16 protein-coding genes are annotated in these 21,589 nt (G+C 51.7%); 1 reads left to right on the top strand and 15 read right to left on the bottom strand.

Translation table 11 applies throughout. The features are described from left to right. Positions 1-42 precede the first annotated feature (42 nt). The 10 genes from deoD to pnp all read right to left on the bottom strand — a co-directional run bounded on the left by deoD (position 43) and on the right by pnp (position 13,237). Positions 43-753 (bottom strand): purine-nucleoside phosphorylase, encoded by a 711-nt coding sequence (deoD, locus tag CBE72_RS13945; protein WP_039033651.1) that lies wholly within the window; start codon positions 751-753, stop codon positions 43-45. Positions 754-829: 76 nt separating this feature from the next. After that, positions 830-2,047: a phosphopentomutase gene (locus CBE72_RS13940; RefSeq protein ID WP_044733933.1), complete on the bottom strand. Its 1,218-nt coding sequence runs from the start codon at positions 2,045-2,047 to the stop codon at positions 830-832. A 1-nt stretch (position 2,048) separates the two neighbouring features. Continuing rightward, complete coding sequence (gene deoA / locus CBE72_RS13935; RefSeq protein WP_100144266.1) at positions 2,049-3,389, bottom strand: thymidine phosphorylase; 1,341 nt, start codon at positions 3,387-3,389, stop codon at positions 2,049-2,051. 143 nt (positions 3,390-3,532) lie between these two features. Then, positions 3,533-4,306, bottom strand: a complete 774-nt coding sequence (gene deoC / locus CBE72_RS13930) for a deoxyribose-phosphate aldolase (protein ID WP_100144264.1) — start codon at positions 4,304-4,306, stop codon at positions 3,533-3,535. A 385-nt stretch (positions 4,307-4,691) separates the two neighbouring features. Further along, complete coding sequence (locus tag CBE72_RS13925) at positions 4,692-5,606, bottom strand: nucleoside-specific channel-forming Tsx family protein (protein ID WP_100144312.1); 915 nt, start codon at positions 5,604-5,606, stop codon at positions 4,692-4,694. Positions 5,607-5,902: 296 nt separating this feature from the next. Then, positions 5,903-7,198: a NupC/NupG family nucleoside CNT transporter gene (locus CBE72_RS13920; protein WP_100144262.1), complete on the bottom strand. Its 1,296-nt coding sequence runs from the start codon at positions 7,196-7,198 to the stop codon at positions 5,903-5,905. 176 nt (positions 7,199-7,374) lie between these two features. Continuing rightward, positions 7,375-8,172, bottom strand: coding sequence for a TatD family hydrolase (locus CBE72_RS13915; RefSeq protein ID WP_167387676.1), 798 nt, complete (start codon positions 8,170-8,172; stop codon positions 7,375-7,377). 226 nt (positions 8,173-8,398) lie between these two features. Further along, positions 8,399-9,982 (bottom strand): peptide chain release factor 3, encoded by a 1,584-nt coding sequence (gene prfC / locus CBE72_RS13905; RefSeq protein WP_100144258.1) that lies wholly within the window; start codon positions 9,980-9,982, stop codon positions 8,399-8,401. A gap of 99 nt (positions 9,983-10,081) precedes the next feature. Then, entirely contained in the window at positions 10,082-10,981 is a 900-nt protein-coding gene (gene nlpI / locus CBE72_RS13900; protein ID WP_100144256.1) for a lipoprotein NlpI, read from the bottom strand. 153 nt (positions 10,982-11,134) lie between these two features. Beyond that, entirely contained in the window at positions 11,135-13,237 is a 2,103-nt protein-coding gene (gene pnp, locus CBE72_RS13895) for a polyribonucleotide nucleotidyltransferase (protein ID WP_100144254.1), read from the bottom strand. Positions 13,238-13,437: 200 nt separating this feature from the next. Between pnp and CBE72_RS13890 the strand changes: the two genes are divergently transcribed. After that, positions 13,438-15,492, top strand: coding sequence for a putative bifunctional diguanylate cyclase/phosphodiesterase (locus CBE72_RS13890; RefSeq protein WP_100144252.1), 2,055 nt, complete (start codon positions 13,438-13,440; stop codon positions 15,490-15,492). A gap of 111 nt (positions 15,493-15,603) precedes the next feature. On the opposite strand, the gene rpsO is transcribed toward CBE72_RS13890, so the two are convergent. The 5 genes from rpsO to nusA all read right to left on the bottom strand — a co-directional run bounded on the left by rpsO (position 15,604) and on the right by nusA (position 21,574). Further along, entirely contained in the window at positions 15,604-15,873 is a 270-nt protein-coding gene (gene rpsO / locus CBE72_RS13885; protein WP_100144250.1) for a 30S ribosomal protein S15, read from the bottom strand. A gap of 101 nt (positions 15,874-15,974) precedes the next feature. Beyond that, positions 15,975-16,922 (bottom strand): tRNA pseudouridine(55) synthase TruB, encoded by a 948-nt coding sequence (truB, locus tag CBE72_RS13880; RefSeq protein WP_100144248.1) that lies wholly within the window; start codon positions 16,920-16,922, stop codon positions 15,975-15,977. After that, positions 16,922-17,335, bottom strand: a complete 414-nt coding sequence (gene rbfA / locus CBE72_RS13875; RefSeq protein ID WP_100144246.1) for a 30S ribosome-binding factor RbfA — start codon at positions 17,333-17,335, stop codon at positions 16,922-16,924. Before rbfA ends, truB begins: the two co-directional genes overlap by 1 nt. 57 nt (positions 17,336-17,392) lie before the next feature. After that, complete coding sequence (infB, locus tag CBE72_RS13870; RefSeq protein WP_100144244.1) at positions 17,393-20,050, bottom strand: translation initiation factor IF-2; 2,658 nt, start codon at positions 20,048-20,050, stop codon at positions 17,393-17,395. A 24-nt stretch (positions 20,051-20,074) separates the two neighbouring features. Then, a complete protein-coding gene (nusA, locus tag CBE72_RS13865) occupies positions 20,075-21,574 on the bottom strand; it encodes a transcription termination factor NusA (protein ID WP_100144242.1) in 1,500 nt (499 codons plus the stop codon). Between the last annotated feature and the right edge of the window lie 15 nt (positions 21,575-21,589).

Raw genomic sequence — 21,589 nt, 5'->3', positions numbered from 1 at the left:
GGGCTCCCGAGGGAGCCCTTATGATGTCAGTTGGTTACCGGATTACAGGGTAATCGCGGCGTCCAGCGTCATGACGATCATATCGTTGAAAGTGGTTTGACGCTCATCAGAGCTGGTCTTCTCACCGGTACGGATATGGTCGGAAACAGTTACCACGCAAAGAGCGCGGGCACCGAATTCATGGGCAACACCGTAGAGACCGGCAGCTTCCATTTCCACGCCCAGTACCCCCATCTTTTCCATCACGTCGAACATTTCAGGATCCGGAGTGTAGAAGAGATCGGCAGAGAACACGTTACCTACACGAATTTTGGTACCGTGAGCCTTGGCTGAATCAACCACGGCGCTCATCAGCTCATAGTTGGCGATGGCAGCGAAGTCCTGGCCTTTGAAACGTAGGCGGTTCACCTGCGAGTCGGTGCAGGCGCCCATGCCGATGATCACATCGCGCACTTTAACGTCAGTACTGATTGCACCACAGGTGCCTACACGGATCAGGTTCTTGACGCCATAGTCCTTGATAAGCTCTGTGGCATAAATGGAGCAGGAAGGGATACCCATGCCTGAACCCATCACAGAGATACGCTTGCCTTTGTAAGTACCGGTAAAACCAAGCATGTTACGTACGTCGGTAACCTGCTCTACGTTTTCTAGAAAAGTTTCGGCGATGTACTTGGCCCGCAGAGGATCGCCTGGGAAAAGTACGGTTTCAGCGAATGCGCCGTCAACTGCATTAATATGTGGTGTTGCCATCGAAATAACCCCGTTAGTTTTATAGAGACTCAAGTCTGTTTATTAAAGACGACTCCGGCGAGGGAGCCAAATCTTGTCAGCGAATAAATGATTCGCCGTATTCCATTGGTTCCAGCTTAAAATAGCTGGCAATGGATTGGCCGATATCGGCAAAACTCTTGCGACGCCCCAACGAGCCGGCACTCAAACCTGCGCCATAGGCCAGAACCGGCACATGTTCGCGGGTATGATCTGTGCCTTCCCAGGTAGGATCGCAACCATGGTCTGCGGTCAGGATAAGCAAGTCATCCTTATTCAGCAGTGCCAGGATTTCAGGCAATCTTGCATCGAAGTATTCCAGTCCCCGAGCATAACCTGCCACATCACGGCGGTGGCCATAGTGGGAATCGAAATCCACGAAATTGGTGAAGACTATGGTGTTGTCACCGGCAGCCTTGACCTGCTCCAGTGTAGCATCAAACAAGGCTTCCAGGCCCGAGGCCTTAACCTTGCTGGTGATACCGCAGTGGGCATAAATATCGGAAATTTTACCGACACTGACCACTTGGCCGCCGGCGGCTTTGAGCTTATCCAGCACAGTTTTCGCCGGTGGCTCTACCGCGTAGTCACGGCGATTACCGGTGCGGGCAAAATCGGCGGCGCCGCTGCCAACAAAGGGTCGCGCTATGACTCGGCCGATATTATATGGCTCAAGCTCTTCACGGGCGATTTCACACAAACGGTAGAGGTTCTCCAGGCCGAAGCTTTCTTCATGGCAGGCAATCTGGAACACAGAGTCGGCCGAGGTGTAGAAGATAGGTAGGCCGGAACGCATATGCTCTTCACCCAACTCTTCCAGAATCGCAGTACCGGATGCGTGACAATTACCGAGGAAACCGCCAAGGCCGGCGCGCGCCAGGATCTTATCGGTCAACTCTTTGGGGAAAGAGTTTTGCTTGTCGCTGAAATAGCCCCAATCAAACAGCACGGGAACGCCGGCCATTTCCCAGTGACCACTGGGGGTGTCCTTGCCTGAGCTCAGCTCTTCGGCATGACCATAAGCGCCTATCAGCTCGACATCGGCGTCAAACCCTGGGGCAAACTGACCTGTACTTTCCATGGCGGCATGTGCCAACCCCAGACGGCTCAGATTGGGTAACTTCAGCGGCCCTTCACGGCCATCGTTGGCGCGGCCTTCGGCACACTCCTTGGCGATATGACCAAAGGTATCTGAACCCAGGTCACCAAACTTGGCAGCATCACCTGCTGCGCCGACGCCGAAGGAATCCAGCATTAAAATAATGGTACGTTTCATACTACTTCTCCTGGAGATCGGCGGCGCGGATGGCGCGATAGATCTCCGGTGTTTTCTCAGGGGCACTGTCGCCAATGACTATGGCTCGGCGCACCGCGGCAGCGGCTTCTTCGAAGGCGCTTTCTGACTGGGCATGCACCATTGCCAGCGGCTTGTCGGCATTGATTTCATGTCCCAGGGCACAAACTTGTGTCAGGCCGACACTGTAATCCAGGGCATCACCAGGCTTACGGCGACCACCACCCAGTGTAACCACAGCCAAGCCGAGTTCACGAGTATCCATGCTGTAAGCAAAACCTGAACGCTCGGCATATACAGGACGAATAATCTTGGCTTGGGGCAAGAATTTCTCAGGGTGTTCGACAAAATCGGCCGGGCCACCCAGTCCGCAAACCATACGGGCGAAGATCTCGGCAGCCTTACCGTTATCCAGCACGGCGTTGAGCTTACTGCGGGCCTCAGCCTCATTGGCGGCTAGGCCACCGAGCAGCAACATCTCACTGCAAAGTCCCATGGTGACTTCGTAGAGGCGCGGATTGCGGTATTTGCCGGTAAGGAAGTTCACCGCCTCGAGCACCTCGACCGCGTTCCCGGCGCAGGAGGCCAGCACCTGGTTCATATCTGTCAGCAGCGCCGTGGTCTTGGTACCGGCACCATTGGCAACCGCAACAATAGAACGAGCCAGTTCCTCGGATGCCTGATAAGTAGGCATAAAGGCTCCGCTGCCCACTTTGACATCCATCGCCAGCGCATCCAGGCTACAAGCCAGCTTCTTCGACAGAATAGAGGCGGTGATAAGCGGAATGGATTCGACAGTGGCCGTGTTGTCACGAATGGAATAGAAACGCTTGTCGGCGGGCACCAGATCGCCGGTTTGACCTATAATGGCCACACCGACCTCTTTAACCACCTTACGGAACAGTTCGCTGTCGGGCTCTGTCTGATAGCCGGGGATGGCATCAAACTTATCCAGAGTGCCACCTGTGTGGCCCAGACCACGACCGGAAATCATGGGAACATACCCGCCGCAGGCTGCCGCCATGGGGCCGAGCATCAGGCTGATAACATCGCCCACACCGCCAGTGCTGTGTTTATCTATGACGGGGCCGTCGAGCTGCAAGCTGTCCCAATTGAGCACAGTGCCGGAATCACGCATGGCCGTAGTCAACGCAATGCGTTCATCCATGCTCATGTCGTTAAAATACACCGCCATCCCGAATGCAGCTATCTGACCTTCAGACACGCTGTTATCGGTAATGCCTTTGACAAAAAACTGGATCTCTTCCTTGGAAAGCGCCATTTTCTCGCGTTTCTTACGGATTATTTCTTGTGCCAGAAACATGATACTGCCTCCTTTCTACTGTGAATCAATCTAGATAACCATCACAGTATTGGGGTTGGACGTCAAAACATGTAGTAACTTTATTACAGAAACGAATCAAGTTTTGACGCCACCAAATAGACTTAGATCACACTCTGAGGGAATTAGTATCCTTGAGTGACTGCAGGCGCATCGGCCAAATCCAAAGTGTGTAGCAGGCTGGACAGCAGACTGGATGCACCGAAACGGAAAGTACGGGGGGACACCCAATCACTGCCCAAGATGCGCTCGGCTGTACCGAGAAACTCTGCGGCTTGGGCGGCATCACGCACACCACCGGCAGGCTTGAAGCCTACTGCGGGGTTCTTTTCACTGATAACGGTCAACATGATTTCAGCCGCTTCAAGAGTGGCGTTTACCGGCACCTTGCCGGTAGAGGTCTTGATAAAGTCGGCACCAGCATCGATAGACAGCTCTGAAGCCTTGCGAATAAGCGCCGGGTCTTTCAACTCACCGGATTCGATGATCACTTTCAGCAGCACATCTTCGCCACAGGCTTCTTTACAGGCCTTTACCAACTCAAAACCAACAGTTTCGTTGCCTTCCATCAGTGCGCGATAAGGGAATACCACATCCACTTCGTCGGCACCGTAGGCTACGGCGGCGCGGGTTTCCAGTACGGCGATGGCGATGTCATCATTGCCGTGAGGGAAGTTAGTGACTGTGGCAATACGAATATCATCGGCGCCCATGGCGTCCAGAGTCTTACGCGCAATGGGAATAAAGCGTGGATAGATGCAGATAGCAGCGGTATGACCAGCCGGAGTATTGGCCTTATGACACAGCTCAATCACCTTCTGATCGGTATCATCATCATTCAGAGTGGTTAGGTCCATCAGTTGGATGGCGCGCTGTGCTGCTAGTTTTAAATCGCTCATAATTGCTCTCCGAGACATAAAATCAAAGGATTAAAAATCTGTCTTGGCAGCGCCAGAGGGGCTTTTGTGGTTATTGTTATGGCCGGGCCTTCGGGCGACGCCTGCATTTAACTGCAAATCATCTTTATAGGGTATTCAACCTTGATAACGAGTATCACGACTTGAATCCTTGAAGACCGGGAAGGGGGAACTCGAGTTCCTTGCCTTGCCGCGAAAAATCCCTTTTAACGCGAGAAATCTGTCAACCTTTACATAAACAAGCTGAATCAGCTTCCGGCTATTATTGCGGGCTCAACGAACCCAACTCACTATAGCTCAGGCTTAGGTAAAGATTAAGTCAGAGCAAATAAAATGGGGCCGCCCTGAGGGCAGCCCCCATCACAACTTAGAACTTGTAGGTCACACTGAAATAGTGGCCCCAACCCGTTGTATCCAAACCACCCCAGAACTCGTTGGCAAACGCTTGGTTATTCAGGCCATATACTCTGTTGTAGTACTTGGCACCGTAACCAACCGCGTAACGATCTGAATGCCAGTACAGCCCCAGGAACACGTTACCACCATGAGAAGAGTTATTGTTCTTACCAGTAAAGGCGTTGAAGTTGTTTGGATCAACGTCCATATCGAACTGCCAATCGATATAACCTTGGAAAGACAGGAAGCTCTTGTTGTCGAAGAAGTAGAAAGGCTTGAACCAGTTCATAGAGAACTGATAACCGTTCCAATCCTTCTTATTGAAGTCATAAGTAGCGTACAGGTTCATGCCGGTTTTACCCAACCAAGGCACCATAACGTCTGCACCGATACCCCAGAATGATACGTTGGTATCACCTTCAGTCTCTACTTTAACGTCTTTACCATCTGGGTCTTTGGCATCGTAAACGCCTGTGATAGCGCCACCGCCCCAGTTAAACAGAGTAGAGAAGTAAACTTCTTGGATAGGACCGGCTGACAGATCCCAACCAGTCATAGCGTCGATTGAGAAGCGAGGAGCGAACTTCATGAACATCTTGCTCGCGCCATCAACCTTGTCACCAGACTTGCTGTTTGCCAGGTTAAATACATCGACATAACCATACAGATCAACAATACCAGAGCGACCACCGAACTCCATTTCCAGGTAGTTATGTTCGGCATCGGAACCGGCAGCAATTGGATGCTCATCAATAGAGTACATCGCATTAAACTGCATCCACTTGTAGTCACTACCGTGCAGATCAGAACGATCGGCAGCATAGGCGTTGCCAGACATGGCTGCGACTGCAGTAGCGGCTAAAGCTAAAGTTTTAACGTTTTTCATCATCAACCCCATTCATCTTTGGTTCTCGCTACCCTCTTGGAGCAGCATTCTTTTAATTGGCGCCCGCATTCTACCTACTCCATCCAAAACCACAAGAAAGACTAAATAAAATACGAACACTAAATTTTATTATCTGAACAAAAATGCCAATTTAAGTCTGTAGTCAGAATTATCTGCACTCTTGTCCAACTCTCATTGCCTACCTTAGCGGGCATTGGAGTCAAGCAAACCTAATTTGGAAATCGATTGGATTAAACAGGAGGCCTGGAGATCCAGACCTCTATTTACTATCACCTTTACAGTGCCAGGAACAAACCGGCCAGAGTCGCACTCATCAGGTTAGCCAGAGAACCGGCAACCACAGCGCGCAGACCCAGTTTAGCCAGGTCGTGACGACGATTTGGTGCCATTGCACCCAAGCCGCCCAGCAGGATCGCGATAGAAGACAGGTTAGCGAAGCCACACAGAGCAAAAGAGACAATCGCCATTGTACGGGCTGTCATTGGCGCCTGAGTTTCAGCCACACACATAGGCAGCTCTTTAGTGACATCAGCGGCAACTGTAGTACAAGCCATAGCAGCATCATGGATGTAGGGTGCAAAGTTCATGTAAGCCACAAACTCGTTGACCACTATCTTCTGACCGATGAAAGAACCAGCAACCATGGCTTCGTTCCATGGCACACCGATAAGGTAAGCCAGCGGCATAAAGATGTAACCCAGGATCAGTTCCAGCGTCAGGTTTTCAACACCGAACCAGCCGCCGATACCACCAATGATACCGTTGAGCATGGCAATCAAACCGATGAAGGCCAGCAGCATAGCACCAACGTTCAGCGCCAGATGCATACCAGAAGATGCACCGGCTGCAGCGGCGTCAAGCACGTTGGCAGGCTTATCGGGATCGTCCGGCAGTTCATCCATGTCATTCTTGGCGGTTTCGGTCTCTGGATGCATCAGTTTGGCCATCAACAGACCACCAGGCGCCGCCATAAAGGAAGCCGCTACCAGATACTGGATCGGTACACCCATTTGCGCGTAACCAGCCAAAACAGAGCCTGCGATAGATGCCAGACCACCCACCATAATGGCAAACAGCTCAGATTGAGTCATGGTAGGAATGAAGGGACGAACCACCAGAGGCGCTTCTGTCTGACCCACGAAGATGTTGGCAGTAGCAGACATAGATTCGGTACGGCTGGTACCCAGAGCCTTCTGCAAGGCGCCGCCTATGATGCGGATAATCCACTGCATGATGCCCAGATAATAGAGCACTGCGATCAGAGAGGAGAAGAACACTATGATTGGCAGTACGTTTATTGCGAAGATAAAGCCGACTTTGAAGTTAGCCAAATCACCAAACAGGAAACCAATACCATTTTGTGCATAACCGATAACGCTGGAAACAGCATCGGATATACTTTTCAGGATATCTTTACCAACCGGCACATACAGCACAAAACCACCGAAAGCGGCCTGAATCGCCAGTGCACCACCAACCGTTCTAAGATTGATTGCCTTCTTGTTGTTTGACAACAAGAAACCAATCGCGAGTAGGGTGACCACCCCTACCAAGCTCATAAGTATATTCATTAACCATCACCCTATTGTTAACGCTTTTTAATTATGTTGTTAACCAACCTTTTTCCGAGCAAGATTATACCCGACCTCCGGGGCAAAATCGTCGTTTTGATCAAGTTTTTGAAGTTAATTTTCAAAAGTTTAGTCACACAGCCGAATGCGAGTTACACCTGTTTAATTAAAAAAAACTAAAGCTCAAACAGTTGCATCAAGTTCTGCTGCAAGTGTTCTGATATTAGAACATTAGTATTTTTCTGCAAATTTGCCAATTCGGCGATTATTTGTACCAATGTCAATGGGGTATTGCGTTTTTCCGATAGGATACTCGGCGTCATTGAGGGCGAATCTGTCTCCACTAACAGGGCATCGAGCGGCAATTTGCCAACAACATCACGCAACTTTTTTGCATTTTTATTGAGCAGCAAACCACCGATCCCCAGCTTGAAGCCAAGATCCAGATAAGCCGTGGCTATTTCGTAAGAACCATTGAACGCATGGATTACGCCCCCCCGCGGCAACGAATGCTGTTTCAACATGCCCAAGAGTTCATTATGGGTCTTCACCGAATGCAGTATCAGCGGCAGGTTCAATGTTTCGGCCAAGGCCAACTGCCCTTCCAGCACCCGGTATTGACGGTTCCAAGAGACATGCGCCGGATTGTCTTGCGCAAGTTCGGCCTTGGGTTTGTCCAAACCACACTCACCAATTCCCACCAACAGAGAGTCATTCGCGGTCGTGAGTTCAGTTTTGAGCGCAGCCAAAGAAAGATCACAATCAACAAGCGTTTGCGGGCAATACCAAGGATGTATCCCTAAGGTGAAAGGCAGTTGCAGTTGGTGAGCAATCGCTTTCTGCTTTGACCAATGCTCACGGCTGACACCGGGAATAATGGCCCCACCAATACCGGCAGCCTTCATCGCGGCTATCAAGGCCAATCTGTCATGATCAAAGTCACTGAAATCCAAGTGGGCATGGGAGTCAAAGATCATGCCGCTCGTCCTCTTTTGGCCTTTCTTGACCATCAGACGTTTGTGCTCTTTTTTGCAGTGGAGGATCGCTGAGTCTCGGCATACAGCAGCGCCGATTTTCTTCAGTTAGTCCCAAACGATCACAAAAGCGTATGTAACTTTGCCAGCACTTTTGAATAAACAACATCAGAAGATCTCTCAACAACATCCAATAAAAAAGGTGGAGCAAGCTCCACCTTTATAGTTAATGTTCCCGAGTCTTGGCAAACTCAATGTCCGGATAGCGCTCCACGGACAAATTGAGATTAACCATGGTCGGAGCAATATAAGTCAGGTTGTCACCACCATCCAACGCCAGGTTGGTGGAGCACTTACGACGGAACTCTTCCAACTTACGGGCATCATCACAGTACACCCAACGCGCAGTTGCCACGTTGATGGCCTCATAGATGGCTTCCACGTTGTATTCCGATTTGAGTCTGGCGACTACCACCTCAAACTGCAGTACCCCAACAGCCCCTACAATCAAATCATTGGTATCCAGCGGACGGAAAACCTGCACGGCCCCCTCTTCCGAGAGTTGCACCAGACCTTTTAACAGCTGTTTCTGTTTCAGCGGATCTTTAAGGCGAATACGACGGAACATTTCTGGCGCAAAGTTGGGGATCCCGGAGAACTTCAACTCTTCCCCTTGGGTAAAAGTATCACCTATCTGAATCGTGCCATGGTTGTGCAAACCTATGATATCGCCGGCATAGGCTTCGGCGGCGCGCTCACGGTCACCGGCCATAAAGGTTACCGCATCGGAGATGCTGACAGTTTTCCCTATACGGACATGTTTCATCTTCATGCCCTGGGTGTACTTACCGGAAACGATGCGCATAAAGGCGATTCTGTCTCTGTGCTTGGGATCCATGTTCGCCTGGATCTTAAACACGAAACCGGAAAACTTCTCTTCACCGGCTTCGACCAAACGTTCAGTAGTCTGTCTTGGCATAGGCTTGGGCGCCCAGGCGGTCAAGCCATCCAGCATATGGTCGACCCCGAAGTTACCCAAAGCGGTCCCGAAGAACACAGGTGTTAGCTCGCCGCTCAGGAACAGTTCGAGATCAAATTCATTGGAGGCGCCGGTTACCAGCTCCATCTCGTCACGCAGCTGCGCGGCCAGATCGCTGCCAACAGCTTGGTCCAGCTCAGGGTTATCCAACCCTTTGACTATCCGTACTTCCTGAATGGTGTGACCGTGACCGGTTTGATACAGAATGGTTTCATCGCGGTGGATATGGTAAACGCCTTTGAAAGACTTACCACAACCTATGGGCCAACTGACCGGAGCACAGAGAATATCGAGCTCGTTTTCCACTTCATCGAGCAATTCCATTGGATCGCGGATATCCCGGTCAAGTTTGTTCATGAAGGTGACGATAGGGGTATCACGCAGCCGAGTCACTTCCATCAGCTTGCGGGTTCTGTCCTCAACCCCTTTGGCGGCATCGATAACCATAAGACAGGAGTCCACCGCTGTCAGGGTACGGTAGGTATCCTCAGAGAAGTCTTCGTGGCCGGGGGTATCCAGCAGGTTAACTAGGCAGTCGTTATAGGGGAATTGCATCACAGAAGTCGTGACCGAGATCCCCCGCTCCTTTTCCATCTCCATCCAGTCAGATTTTGCATGCTGAGACGAACCACGGCCTTTTACTGTACCGGCAGATTGAATGGCGCGGCCATGAAGCAAGACTTTTTCTGTAATGGTGGTTTTACCCGCATCCGGGTGAGAAATGATGGCGAAGGTGCGGCGCTTATCCACTTCGACTTTAATACCTGACATGTTCTTCCGTACACTTATGACGCTTGAAAAAGGCGCAAATTATAGCGCCTCCCTCAGGCCTTGGCTAGGCAAGGCCTTTGATTGTCAGATAAAGGCAGATCAGTTAGCCGTCTGTTGCACGGGTTCCGGCGTTTGCTCCAGCAATGCCAGTTCCATTCTGGCATATCTGTGTTCAACAAAATCGTAGATATTGGTGGCCAGCGCCAGGCGCAGATAATCGGCCGCCTTATCTTTATTTCCCTGTTCCGCGGCCAGCTTTGCGAGATAGAAATAAGCTTCACATAAACGCTCGGCATACTCTTTGGGATGAGTCAGGCCGCTCTTGGCCATGGCAAATACCTGAGACTCATCAACCGCTCTCAGATAGAAGTCAACCAACACTGTCGCCCAGGCATTATCATCCAGACGGGTGCGGTTGAATTGCAGCCTTGCAATCGCCTCTTGGGGTGAGAGTTCATATTCGGTCAAATATAACCACAGCGCCCGGTAACCGTCGCTTTCATCCTTGAGGTAAAAGCTTTCCATATCTTTGGCGGCAAGCTCTTTGCGATCGCCATAGTAAAGCGCAATTCCGCGATTGAGAAAGGCATAATCATATTCGGGCGATAATTCAAGAACCGCATCAAACGCCTCGTAGGCGCTTTCAAACTCACCTTCCTGAGTGTAATAGATGCCAAGGAAATTATAGGCATCGGCTAAATCCGGTTGCAGTTTCAACGCTTGATGAAAATCGATGCGAGCCAAGATCCTCAAGCCAACGCTGTCGTATATAACGCCGCGATCATAATGAAAACGGGCGCGTTGCTCTGTGGTCAGTTCAGCTCTGGCCAGAATCTCGTTGAGTTTTGCCAGAGTGACTTCCAACTTATAGTCAGGCAAAACAGGGGCGACCAACAGCTCACTGTTGGTTTCAGACGCCGGCAGGGAAGCGCATCCCGAAGTCAGCAAACTGGCTCCGGCCAGTACAGAAAACACAGCGGCGCGCAGATTAAAACTCATCCAATCCTTCCTTTGTCATATCCCAATGCAGGCTCAATCATAGCAATACAGCCGTGGCTACGCTATCCGCCAACGCGGGCAAATCCAAGATAATTTAAGTGGTGGCAATAAAAAAGGAGACCCTAAGGTCTCCTTTTCTCATGCGATGAAAGCTTACTCGGCTGCTTCTGGAGCAGCTTGTTGTGCTTCCTTGATAGACAGACGTACACGGCCCTGACGATCCACTTCCATTACCTTAACGGTAACTTCCTGGTTCAGTTGCAGGTAGTCGGATACGTTGGCCACACGCTCTTCAGCGATTTGAGAGATGTGTACCAGACCATCTTTACCGGGCAGAATGTTAACGAAGGCACCGAAGTCAACGATGCGGATAACTTTACCCTTGTAGATGCGACCCACTTCCACTTCAGAGGTGATCTCTTCGATGCGGCGGATAGCTTCCTTGGTGGCATCGGCATTGCTTGAAGCAATCTTCACAGTGCCGTCGTCTTCCAGCTCGATGGTAGTACCAGTCTCTTCGGTCAGTGCACGGATAGTTGCACCGCCCTTACCTATCACTTCACGGATCTTCTCAGGGTTGATCTTGATGGTAGTGATACGTGGAGCATGGTCAGAGATATCGTCACGGGCAGAGCCAATGGCCTGATCCATTACATTGAGGATATGCACACGGGCACCATAGGCTTGCTGCAGCGCAATTTCCATGATTTCCTTAGTGATACCTTCAATCTTGATATCCATCTGCAGTGCGGTCACACCATCACGGGTACCGGCCACTTTAAAGTCCATGTCACCCAGGTGATCTTCATCGCCCAGAATGTCAGACAGTACCACGAAGTCATCACCTTCTTTCACCAGACCCATGGCGATACCGGCAACAGAAGTCTTGATAGGTACACCGGCATCCATCAGCGCCAGAGAAGTACCACACACAGACGCCATAGAGCTGGAGCCGTTGGATTCAGTGATTTCAGATACTACGCGCACGCTGTATGGGAATTCTTCAGCAGAAGGCATTACTGCGTTGATACCACGCCATGCCAGCTTACCGTGACCGATTTCACGACGCTTGGGTGAACCCACCATGCCGGTTTCACCGACAGAGTATGGAGGGAAGTTATAGTGCAGCATGAAGCGGTTGGTACGCTCGCCCATGATGGAGTCAATCTTCTGCGCATCACGCTCAGTACCCAGAGTACAGGTCACCAGAGCCTGAGTTTCACCACGGGTAAACAGGGCGCTACCGTGAGTACGTGGCAGCACGCCGGCCATCACAGACAGGGCACGCACCATATCAGGCTCACGACCGTCGATACGAGGCATACCTTTGATGATGCGGCTACGAACCACTTTCTTCTCCAGGCTACCCAGCAGGCCGTCCAGCTCACGCTGATCCAGCTCAGGGTTTTCCTCGAGCAGCTTTTCGATAGCGGCTTTCTTGACTTCAACTACCGCATCGCGGCGCTCATGCTTGGCGATGATCTGGTAAGCGGCAGTAAGACCTTCTTCGGCCAGCGCCTTAACCTTGGCAACCAGCTCTTCGTTGGCAACAGGAGCCGTCCAGTCCCAAGCAGGCTTACCGGCTTCGGCCTTGAGTTCATTGATGGCATTAACTACCACCTGCTGCTGCTCGTGACCGTATACCACGGCACCCAGCATTACTTCTTCAGGCAGGGCCTTGGCTTCAGATTCCACCATGAGCACGGCGCTCTGGGTACCGGCAACAACCAGATCCAGCTCGCTGTTTTCACGCAGCTCTGCACCAGGGTTCAGCACATATTCGCCATTGATGTAACCGACACGTGCCGCACCCAGAGGACCATTGAATGGAATACCGGAAATAGCCAAAGCAGCAGAGGTACCTATCATGGCCACAATGTCTGGCTCGATCTGTGGATCAACAGAAACCACAGTGATGATCACTTGGACTTCGTTGGTGAAGCCGTCAGGGAACAGTGGACGGATAGGACGGTCAATCAGGCGGGCGATCAGTGTTTCATCTTCAGATGGTCGACCTTCACGCTTGAAGAAACCACCAGGGATCTTACCGGCTGCGTAAGTCTTTTCCTGATAGTTAACAGTCAGCGGGAAAAAGTCACGGCTTGGGTCTGCTTCTTTCTTGCCAACCACAGTCACCAGAACTGTAGTATCGCCCATGCTGGCCAGAACGGCTGCATCGGCTTGGCGTGCAATAACCCCTGTTTCCAGAGTGACTGTGTGTTGACCATACTCAAAACTTTTTACAATAGGATTCACTTGACCCATTCCTTAATTTAATAACCTTGAATTTCGCGCGTAAGTATACTGCAAACCTCTTGAATAGATAAAGAGTGCCAGATGATGACAAAGGCGCTTCTTTTTTCTAAAGTGGACTATATCAGCCACAAGTTGCGGCATTGCTACCAATTTGGACTAGCCTTGAATATAGATATCGCTCACAAAGCAGGAAGAGGCAGATGAATACTGCCAGGTTTAAATCACTCACTTGGAAGCAAACCAACCTGGTGGTTTTCACCGCGCTTTTTTTTGCCGTTGCCATTTTTATCATCGAAATAGCCATTGTGGTAAAGACTGAGAGACAATCATTACTCAGCAGTCAACAAGAGTTGCTCGATTCTGTGGAGCAGCCGGCCGCCAATGCAGTTTGGGCGCTGGATGATAATCTGGCCCGGCAAACCCTTGAAGGGGTGATGAAGGTAGAGCATGTCGGCTCGGCCAAGATCACTTTGGATGATAACTCCCTATTCGTTAATCTCGGCAGCGGTCTTCCCGAACACTCAGATACATTCGGAGATATCAGTCTCAAACTGTTTGGCGATCTTAAACAGATCTCAAGACCTTTGCTGAGACCCTTCTATTTTGAAGGCGCGCAAAAGGAGCAACTGATAGGCACGCTCACCATCAACTATGATACTCGGGAGCTAACCCAAAGCCTGATCAGACAACTGCAATTCAGTTTTACGGCAACCTTGGCCAGAGCGCTATTTCTGACTCTGGTGCTGTCCATAGTGTTCCACCGTTTCCTGACTCAGCCCATCGCCCGGATCAGTGAAGCGATAGACAAGATTGACCCGGAATCTCCGGATGAAAACATGCTGCCGGTGTCGGCCAATCACAAAGATGATGAATTGGGGCTGGTGACTTCCAAGTTCAACCAGATCCTCAAGCAGTTCAGCAAGACTCAAGGTAAGCTGCGCAAAATGGCGACCCGGGATCCGCTCACCGGCCTACCTAACCGTACCTTGCTGCTGGAAACCATAGCCGTTACCATTCAACGCGCCCGGGTACATAAACGCAACTTCAGTCTGTTGTTTATTGACCTCGATAGATTCAAAAACGTCAACGACTCACTGGGGCATGCGGTGGGCGATCAGTTTCTGGCAAGGATAGCCCGTATCTTGGAGCGGGTTGTTGGGGACAAGGGCACTGTGGCCCGCCTCGGCGGTGATGAGTTTGTGATCCTGGCCGATGAAATTCAATCACCAACCCAAGCCGCCGACTTTGTCGACAAACTGTTGATCCAACTCAATACCCCGGTGCAGCTCAATGAACATGCCATTCATCCGGCGGCATCCATAGGTATTTCCATTTATCCGGAAGATGGTCTGAGCGCCGAAGACCTTATTCGTCACGCCGATATCGCCATGTACAGCGCCAAGGCCGCAGGCTCCAACCAATGGGCCTTCTTCAAGCAGCAGATGACAGAGCGGGCGGCGGTGAGGCTGCGCACCGAGGCCTCGCTGCACGACGCCATTCGTAACAACGAATTCCTGCTGCACTTTCAACCTAAGGTCAATATCGAAACCGGCGAATTAGTGGGATGCGAGGCGCTGATCCGCTGGCAAAAAGATGGTCGTCTGATAAGCCCCATGTCGTTTATTCCGGTAGCGGAAGAAACCGGGATCATCATCCCTATCGGTCGTTGGGTCATAGAACAAAGCTGTAGAGTGCTACGACGTTGGCAAAAGCACTACAACTTTAGCACCATTATTGCCGTCAATGTTGCCTCGCAACAGTTTGCCGATGCTAGCCTGGTACCGGATATCAAACAGATGGCGCTGCGCTATCAAATAAAGCCTGAATTACTGGAAGTGGAGATCACCGAGACCTCACTGATGAATGATATTGAGCTGGCAATCAGCAAACTAGAACAGCTTAAATCGGCAGGATTCGGTATTGCCGTCGATGACTTCGGCACGGGTTACTCGTCCCTCTCTTACCTAAGACACCTACCAATCACCACCATGAAGATTGACCGCTGTTTTGTAACCGATCTGCCGCAAGAGAGCGCAATAGCCTCCACTATTTTGATGTTGGGGCGGCAATTGGATCTGAAAATTGTCGCCGAAGGCATTGAGAACGAGTTGCAACTGGAGTGGTTAAAGCAAAACCACTGCGCCATAGGCCAAGGCTTCTATTTCAGTCAACCTCTGCCACTGGAAGAATTTGAAGCCAAGTATATCGTCCCCCATAACGCCAGGATCCTCGATCTCGATGGTCAGTTAAGCTAAATGGTTACTAAGGATGGCACACCGGGGGGAAGTCTCTCATAGCTTAATCGCCTTAGAACAGACACAAAAAAAGGAGGCCAAGGCCTCCTCTTCTTTGGGTACAGTTCGCGATTAGCGACGCAGACCCAGCTTCTGGATCAGAGCAGTATAACGAGCAACGTCGGTACGCTTCAGGTAAGCCAGCAGCTTACGACGAGAGCTAACCATACGCAGCAGACCACGACGAGAGTGGTGATCGTGAGTGTGCTCTTTGAAGTGGCCTTGCAGGTGGTTGATCTGAGCAGTCAACAGTGCAACCTGAACTTCAGTAGAACCTGTGTCGTTTTCACCACGGCCGAATTCAGCCAGGATTTTCGCTTTCGCTTCAGTACTTAGTGACATGTGTCTCTCCAAAATAGTCTTGATAGTTTCCCCAGCCGATCACTAACTCAGCCAAAGGGCGCGACATAATAACCCCAAGGGCTGTAGATCGCAAGTCGAGCTCAGTTTTTTGCTTCTGGCAGTACGACCAAACGCTTGGGAGCCAACAAACCATCATCATTCATCATGCCAACACCGATAAAGCGCTTGTCATCACCCAAGGTGATCCGCACCAGAGTATCGGCCTCCAGCTTGGCGACCCGCACCGGGTTACCATTGAGCAGATAACCAGCCATGGCATCGGGAACATTGCACTCTGGAAGGTCGGCTACCGCTGTGTCCATGGGGAGCAACAAAGGGTCCAACAGTTCGGAAGGCACCCGTTCTTCGGTCATGGCCTGTTCCAGCAAGGCTTCGAGCTGTGCCAAACTAACCATGCGCTCATAGGGATAACCCGCCACCTGAGTGCGGCGCAGCATGATCACATGGGCGCCGCAACCAAGCATTTCACCCAAGTCATCTATTATGGTGCGAATGTACGTGCCCTTGGAGCAGTGAATATCCAGCGTCAGCTCATCATTCTCCCAAGAGATGAACTTGAGCTCATAGACATGAATAGGCCTAGCTTCACGGGGTACTTCCTTGCCTTCCCGGGCGTACTTGTACAAGGGTTGGCCCTGATACTTGAGCGCTGAGTACATGGAAGGCACCTGCATGCTATCGCCACGAAAATGCTCCAGCGCCTGTTCCAGTTGGGCCATGGAAAACTCAACCGGCCGGGTTTGTACCACTTCGCCGTCAGAATCGCTGGTATCGGTGCGCTGCCCAAGCTTGGCGGTCACCAGATAGCGTTTATCGGCATCCAACAGGTGCTGGGAAAACTTGGTGGCTTCGCCAAGGCAGATGGGTAGCATACCGGTCGCCAGAGGATCCAGCGCGCCGGTATGGCCGGCCTTGGCGGCGTTGTAAATCCGCTTTACCCTTTGCAAGGCAAAGTTGGAGCTCATGCCTGTGTCTTTATCCAACAGGACGATACCATCGACCAAACGGCCTTTGGGACGACGCGCCATCAGTTATTTTCCTCATCCTTGTCGTGGGATTCGGTGCCAAAGGTTTGCTGCTTGGCCTTGTCCTGATTGATGACCTCGGTCACCAGGTTAGACATTCTCATCCCCTCGACCAGTGACTTGTCATAGACAAATCTCAGCTCTGGCATCACCCTAAGCTTCATTCTGCCGGCAACCAGGGTGCGGGCATAAGGCGCTGCCTTGTTGAGTGCAGCCAACTTTTCATCGACCTTGACCGGGTCTTCTTCAAAGAAGGTGACATACACTTTTGCATAACTCAGATCCCGTGAGACTTCCACGTCGTTGACAGTGACCATGCCTACACGAGGATCTTTCATATCACGCTGCAATACCTGCGCCAGCTCCTGTTGCAGTTGCTGGGCGATACGTCGGGTACGACTAAATTCTTTTGCCATAGTATTCTTCCCCAAAATCAACAAGGGCGGCCTCAGCCGCCCTTTTCGATGTTGTCGTTACAGGGTACGGGCAACTTCGACGGTTTCGAACACTTCAATCTGGTCGCCTACGCGAACATCATTGTAGTTCTTCACGCCGATACCACATTCCATGCCATTGCGAACTTCGCTAACGTCATCTTTAAAGCGACGCAGAGACTCAAGCTCACCTTCATAGATAACCACGTTCTCACGCAGAACCCGGATAGGTGCGCTACGCTTAACGATACCTTCTGTCACCATACAACCGGCGATTGCACCCAGTTTAGGCGACTTGAACACATCACGCACTTCAGCCAGACCAATGATCTCCTGCTTGAATTCAGGAGAAAGCATACCGCTCATGGCCGACTTAACTTCGTCGATGAGGTCATAGATCACGCTGTAGTAACGCAGATCCACACTCTCGCTTTCGATGGTCTTACGAGCCTGTGCATCGGCACGAACGTTAAAGCCCACCATGATGGCGTTGGACGCTGCGGCCAGAGTCGCATCTGTCTCGGTCAGTGCCCCCACGCCACTGGCGATAATGTTCACTTTCACTTCTTCGGTAGACAGACGGGTCAGCGAGTCGACGATGGCTTCCAAAGAACCCTGTACGTCGGACTTGAGCACGATATTCAGCTCTTTCACTTCGCCTTCGGTCATGTTGGCAAACATGTTTTCCAGCTTGGACTTCTGCTGACGCGCCAGCTTGATATCGCGGAACTTACCCTGACGATACAGGGCAACTTCACGGGCCTTACGCTCATCACGAACAACGGTCGCTTCGTCACCGGCAGAAGGCACCCCAGACAGACCCAGGATTTCAACCGGAATCGACGGACCGGCTTCAGTGATGTTCTTGCCGTTTTCATCCTTCATGGCACGGATCTTACCGTACTCCAAACCACACAGAACGATATCGCCCTGACGCAGAGTACCTTCCTGAACCAGGATGGTAGCAACAGGACCACGGCCCTTGTCCAGCTGAGACTCAACAACCACACCGGCGGCCATGCCGTCACGTACGGCCTTGAGCTCGAGAATTTCGGCTTGCAGCAAGATACCTTCCAGCAGCTCGTCTACGCCCATACCTGTCTTGGCAGATACGAACACAAACATGTTGTCGCCGCCCCACTCTTCCGACATCACGCCGTGCTGAGACAGTTCACTCTTGACGCGATCGACATCGGCTTCAGGCTTATCCATCTTGTTCACCGCCACAATCAGCGGTACACCACCGGCCTTGGCATGCTGGATAGCTTCAATGGTCTGAGGCATTACGCCGTCATCGGCAGCCACTACCAGAACCACGATATCAGTAGCCTTGGCACCACGGGCACGCATAGCGGTAAACGCAGCGTGACCTGGAGTATCCAGGAAGGTGATCATGCCGTTATCGGTTTCTACATGGTAGGCACCGATATGCTGGGTAATACCACCTGCTTCGCCGGCCGCAACCTTGGTGCGACGGATATAGTCAAGCAACGAGGTCTTACCGTGGTCAACGTGACCCATGATGGTCACAACCGGCGCACGAGGCTCCAGCTTGACATCTTCACCGTCACGGTCGGCCAGAACTTGATGCTCCAGCTCGTTTTCACGGATAAGCACAACCTTGTGGCCCATCTCCTCGGCAACCAGTTGGGCAGTTTCCTGATCCAGTACCTGGTTAATGGTCACCATAGAGCCCATCTTCATCATGGTCTTGATGATTTCAGTGGCTTTGATGGCCATCTTCTGCGCCAGCTCGGCCACAGTAATGGTTTCACCTATGCGTACATCGCGGTTGACTGCGGCAACCGGCTTATTGAAGCCATGGTTCATGGCTTGAGGCGCACGGTTACGGATGTTGCGCTCGCGACCGTCACGGGAGTCCTTGGTACGTTTCTTACCGGCACTCTTGTGACGTGAACGACGACCACGCTTCTCCTCATCCATATCGCTGGTGTCTTCGGCGGCGCGGGCCACTTTAGAGGTAGTGATATGGTGATCGCTGCGCTTCTCGGCCTCAAGACGCTGACGCTCTTCTTCGGCCCAGCGCTTTTCATTCTCTTCAGCCAGGCGACGGGCTTCGGCTGCCGCACGGGCGGCTTCTTCATCGGCCTTGCGCTTAACAGCTTCAGCCTGAGCCGCTTTCAGACGCTCGGCCTCAACACGGGCAGCTTCCTGCTCAGCGCTGGTCTTGGGATCGGCCTTAACCTCTTCTTTGGCTTTACCGGCATCCTGAGCCACTTTAGCCTTGGCCTTGGCTTCAGCTTCCGCCTTGGCTTTCGCTTCGGCTTCTGCCTTAGCCTTGGCTTCAGCTTCTGCCTTGGCTTTCGCTTCGGCTTCTGCCTGAGCTTTGGCTTCGGCTTCGGCGCGAGCCTGTTCTTCCGCCTGACGGGCCAATTCGGCCGGGTCACGCTTCACAAAGGTGCGTTTCTTGCGTACTTCGACTTTGACGTCTTTGGACTGGCCGCCGCTGCCGGCAACACTCAAAGTCGATACGGTTTTACGCTGTAATGTCATCTTGGTGGGCGCACTGTCCGCACCATGTTGTTTTTTCAGGTAGTCCAGCAGTTGCTGTTTCTCGGCCTCGGTGACGCTGTCATTCTTGCCTTTCTTGATACCGGCCTTGGAAAACTGCTCGATCAATCGCTCTACGCTTTTTCCCACTTCAGTGGACAGTTTCTCTACTGTTGTCTCTGCCATCAGTTAAATCCCCCTGTTGATCGACTATGCTTCTTCGCCAAACCAACAGATGTTGCGGGCTGCCATGATGAGCTCACCTGCTTTTTCTTCTGTCAATTCTTCAATTTCGATCAAATCGTCAATGCCTTGCTCGGCTAAATCTTCCAGAGTTATCACACCCATACTTGCCAGAACGTAGGCCAGGTGGCGCTCCATTCCAGGCATGGACAACAACTCTTCACTCGGTTCGGCACCATCCAGTGCTTCTTCGGATGCCAGTGCACGGGTAGACAAGGCAGCCTTGGCGCGCTCACGCAATGCGGCAACTATGTCTTCATCAAATCCTTCGATGGCCAACAGCTCGGAAACAGGAACATAAGCCACCTCTTCCAGAGAGGTGAATCCTTCGTCGGCCAGCACCTGGGCGAAATCTTCGTCCACATCCAACGCACCCATGAACAGCTCCATCACTTTGGCGCTTTCGGCCTGATGTTTCTTGTTCATGTCTTCCACTGTCATCACGTTCAGTACCCAGCCGGTCAGCTGTGTCGCCAAACGAACGTTTTGACCATTGCGGCCGATAGCTTGTGCCAGACTATCGGCTTCGACGGCGATATCCATGGAATGGTTATCTTCGTCAACAATAATTGAGGCCACATCGGCCGGCGCCATAGCGTTGATAACAAATTGTGCCGGGTTATCGTCCCACAGCACTATGTCAACACGCTCGCCGCCAAGCTCATTGGATACGGCCTGTACCCGGGCTCCACGCATACCTACGCAGGCACCGATAGGGTCGATACGACGATCGTTTGATTTCACGGCGATCTTGGCCCGTGAACCTGGGTCGCGAGCGGCGCCCATCACTTCGATCATCTCATCGGCAATTTCCGGTACTTCAACACGGAATAGTTCGATCAGCATCTCTGGCTTGGTGCGGGTCAGGAACAACTGAGCACCACGGGCCTCGGGACGCACAGCATACAGCAGGGAGCGTACCCGGTCACCCGGACGGAAAGTCTCACGGGAGATCAGATCTTCTTTGAACAGCACGCCATCGGCGTTGTTGCCAAGATCAACCACTACGCTGTCGCGGTTGCTCTTTTTGACCACACCGGTAACCAACTCACCTTCTTTGTCGATAAACTGCTCGACAATTTGGGCGCGCTCGGCTTCACGGACTTTCTGTACTATTACCTGCTTGGCGGTTTGAGTAGTGATACGGTCGAATTGTACCGAATCGATTTCATCTTCAATGAACTCACCAGGCTGGATCTCAGGGTTCTCATAACGAGCCGCTTCCAGGGTGATTTCACGGTAAGGGTTTTCCAACGCTTCACCGTTATCATCAACCACCAACCAGCGACGGAAAGTCTCGTAGTCGCCGGTTTTGCGATCTATGGCAACACGAACATCGATATCGCCTTCATACTTTTTCTTGGTTGCGGTAGCCAGCGCAATTTCGAGCGCCTCGAAAATCTTTTCGCGCGGTACAGCCTTTTCGTTGGAAACCGCTTCAGCGACCAGCAAAATATCTTTATTCATCGTCTTGCCTCGTTC

It is taken from the genome of Shewanella carassii (assembly GCF_002777975.1).
In the GTDB taxonomy this organism is placed as follows: domain Bacteria; phylum Pseudomonadota; class Gammaproteobacteria; order Enterobacterales; family Shewanellaceae; genus Shewanella; species Shewanella carassii.
This window is presented reverse-complemented; position numbering and strand designations above follow the sequence as displayed.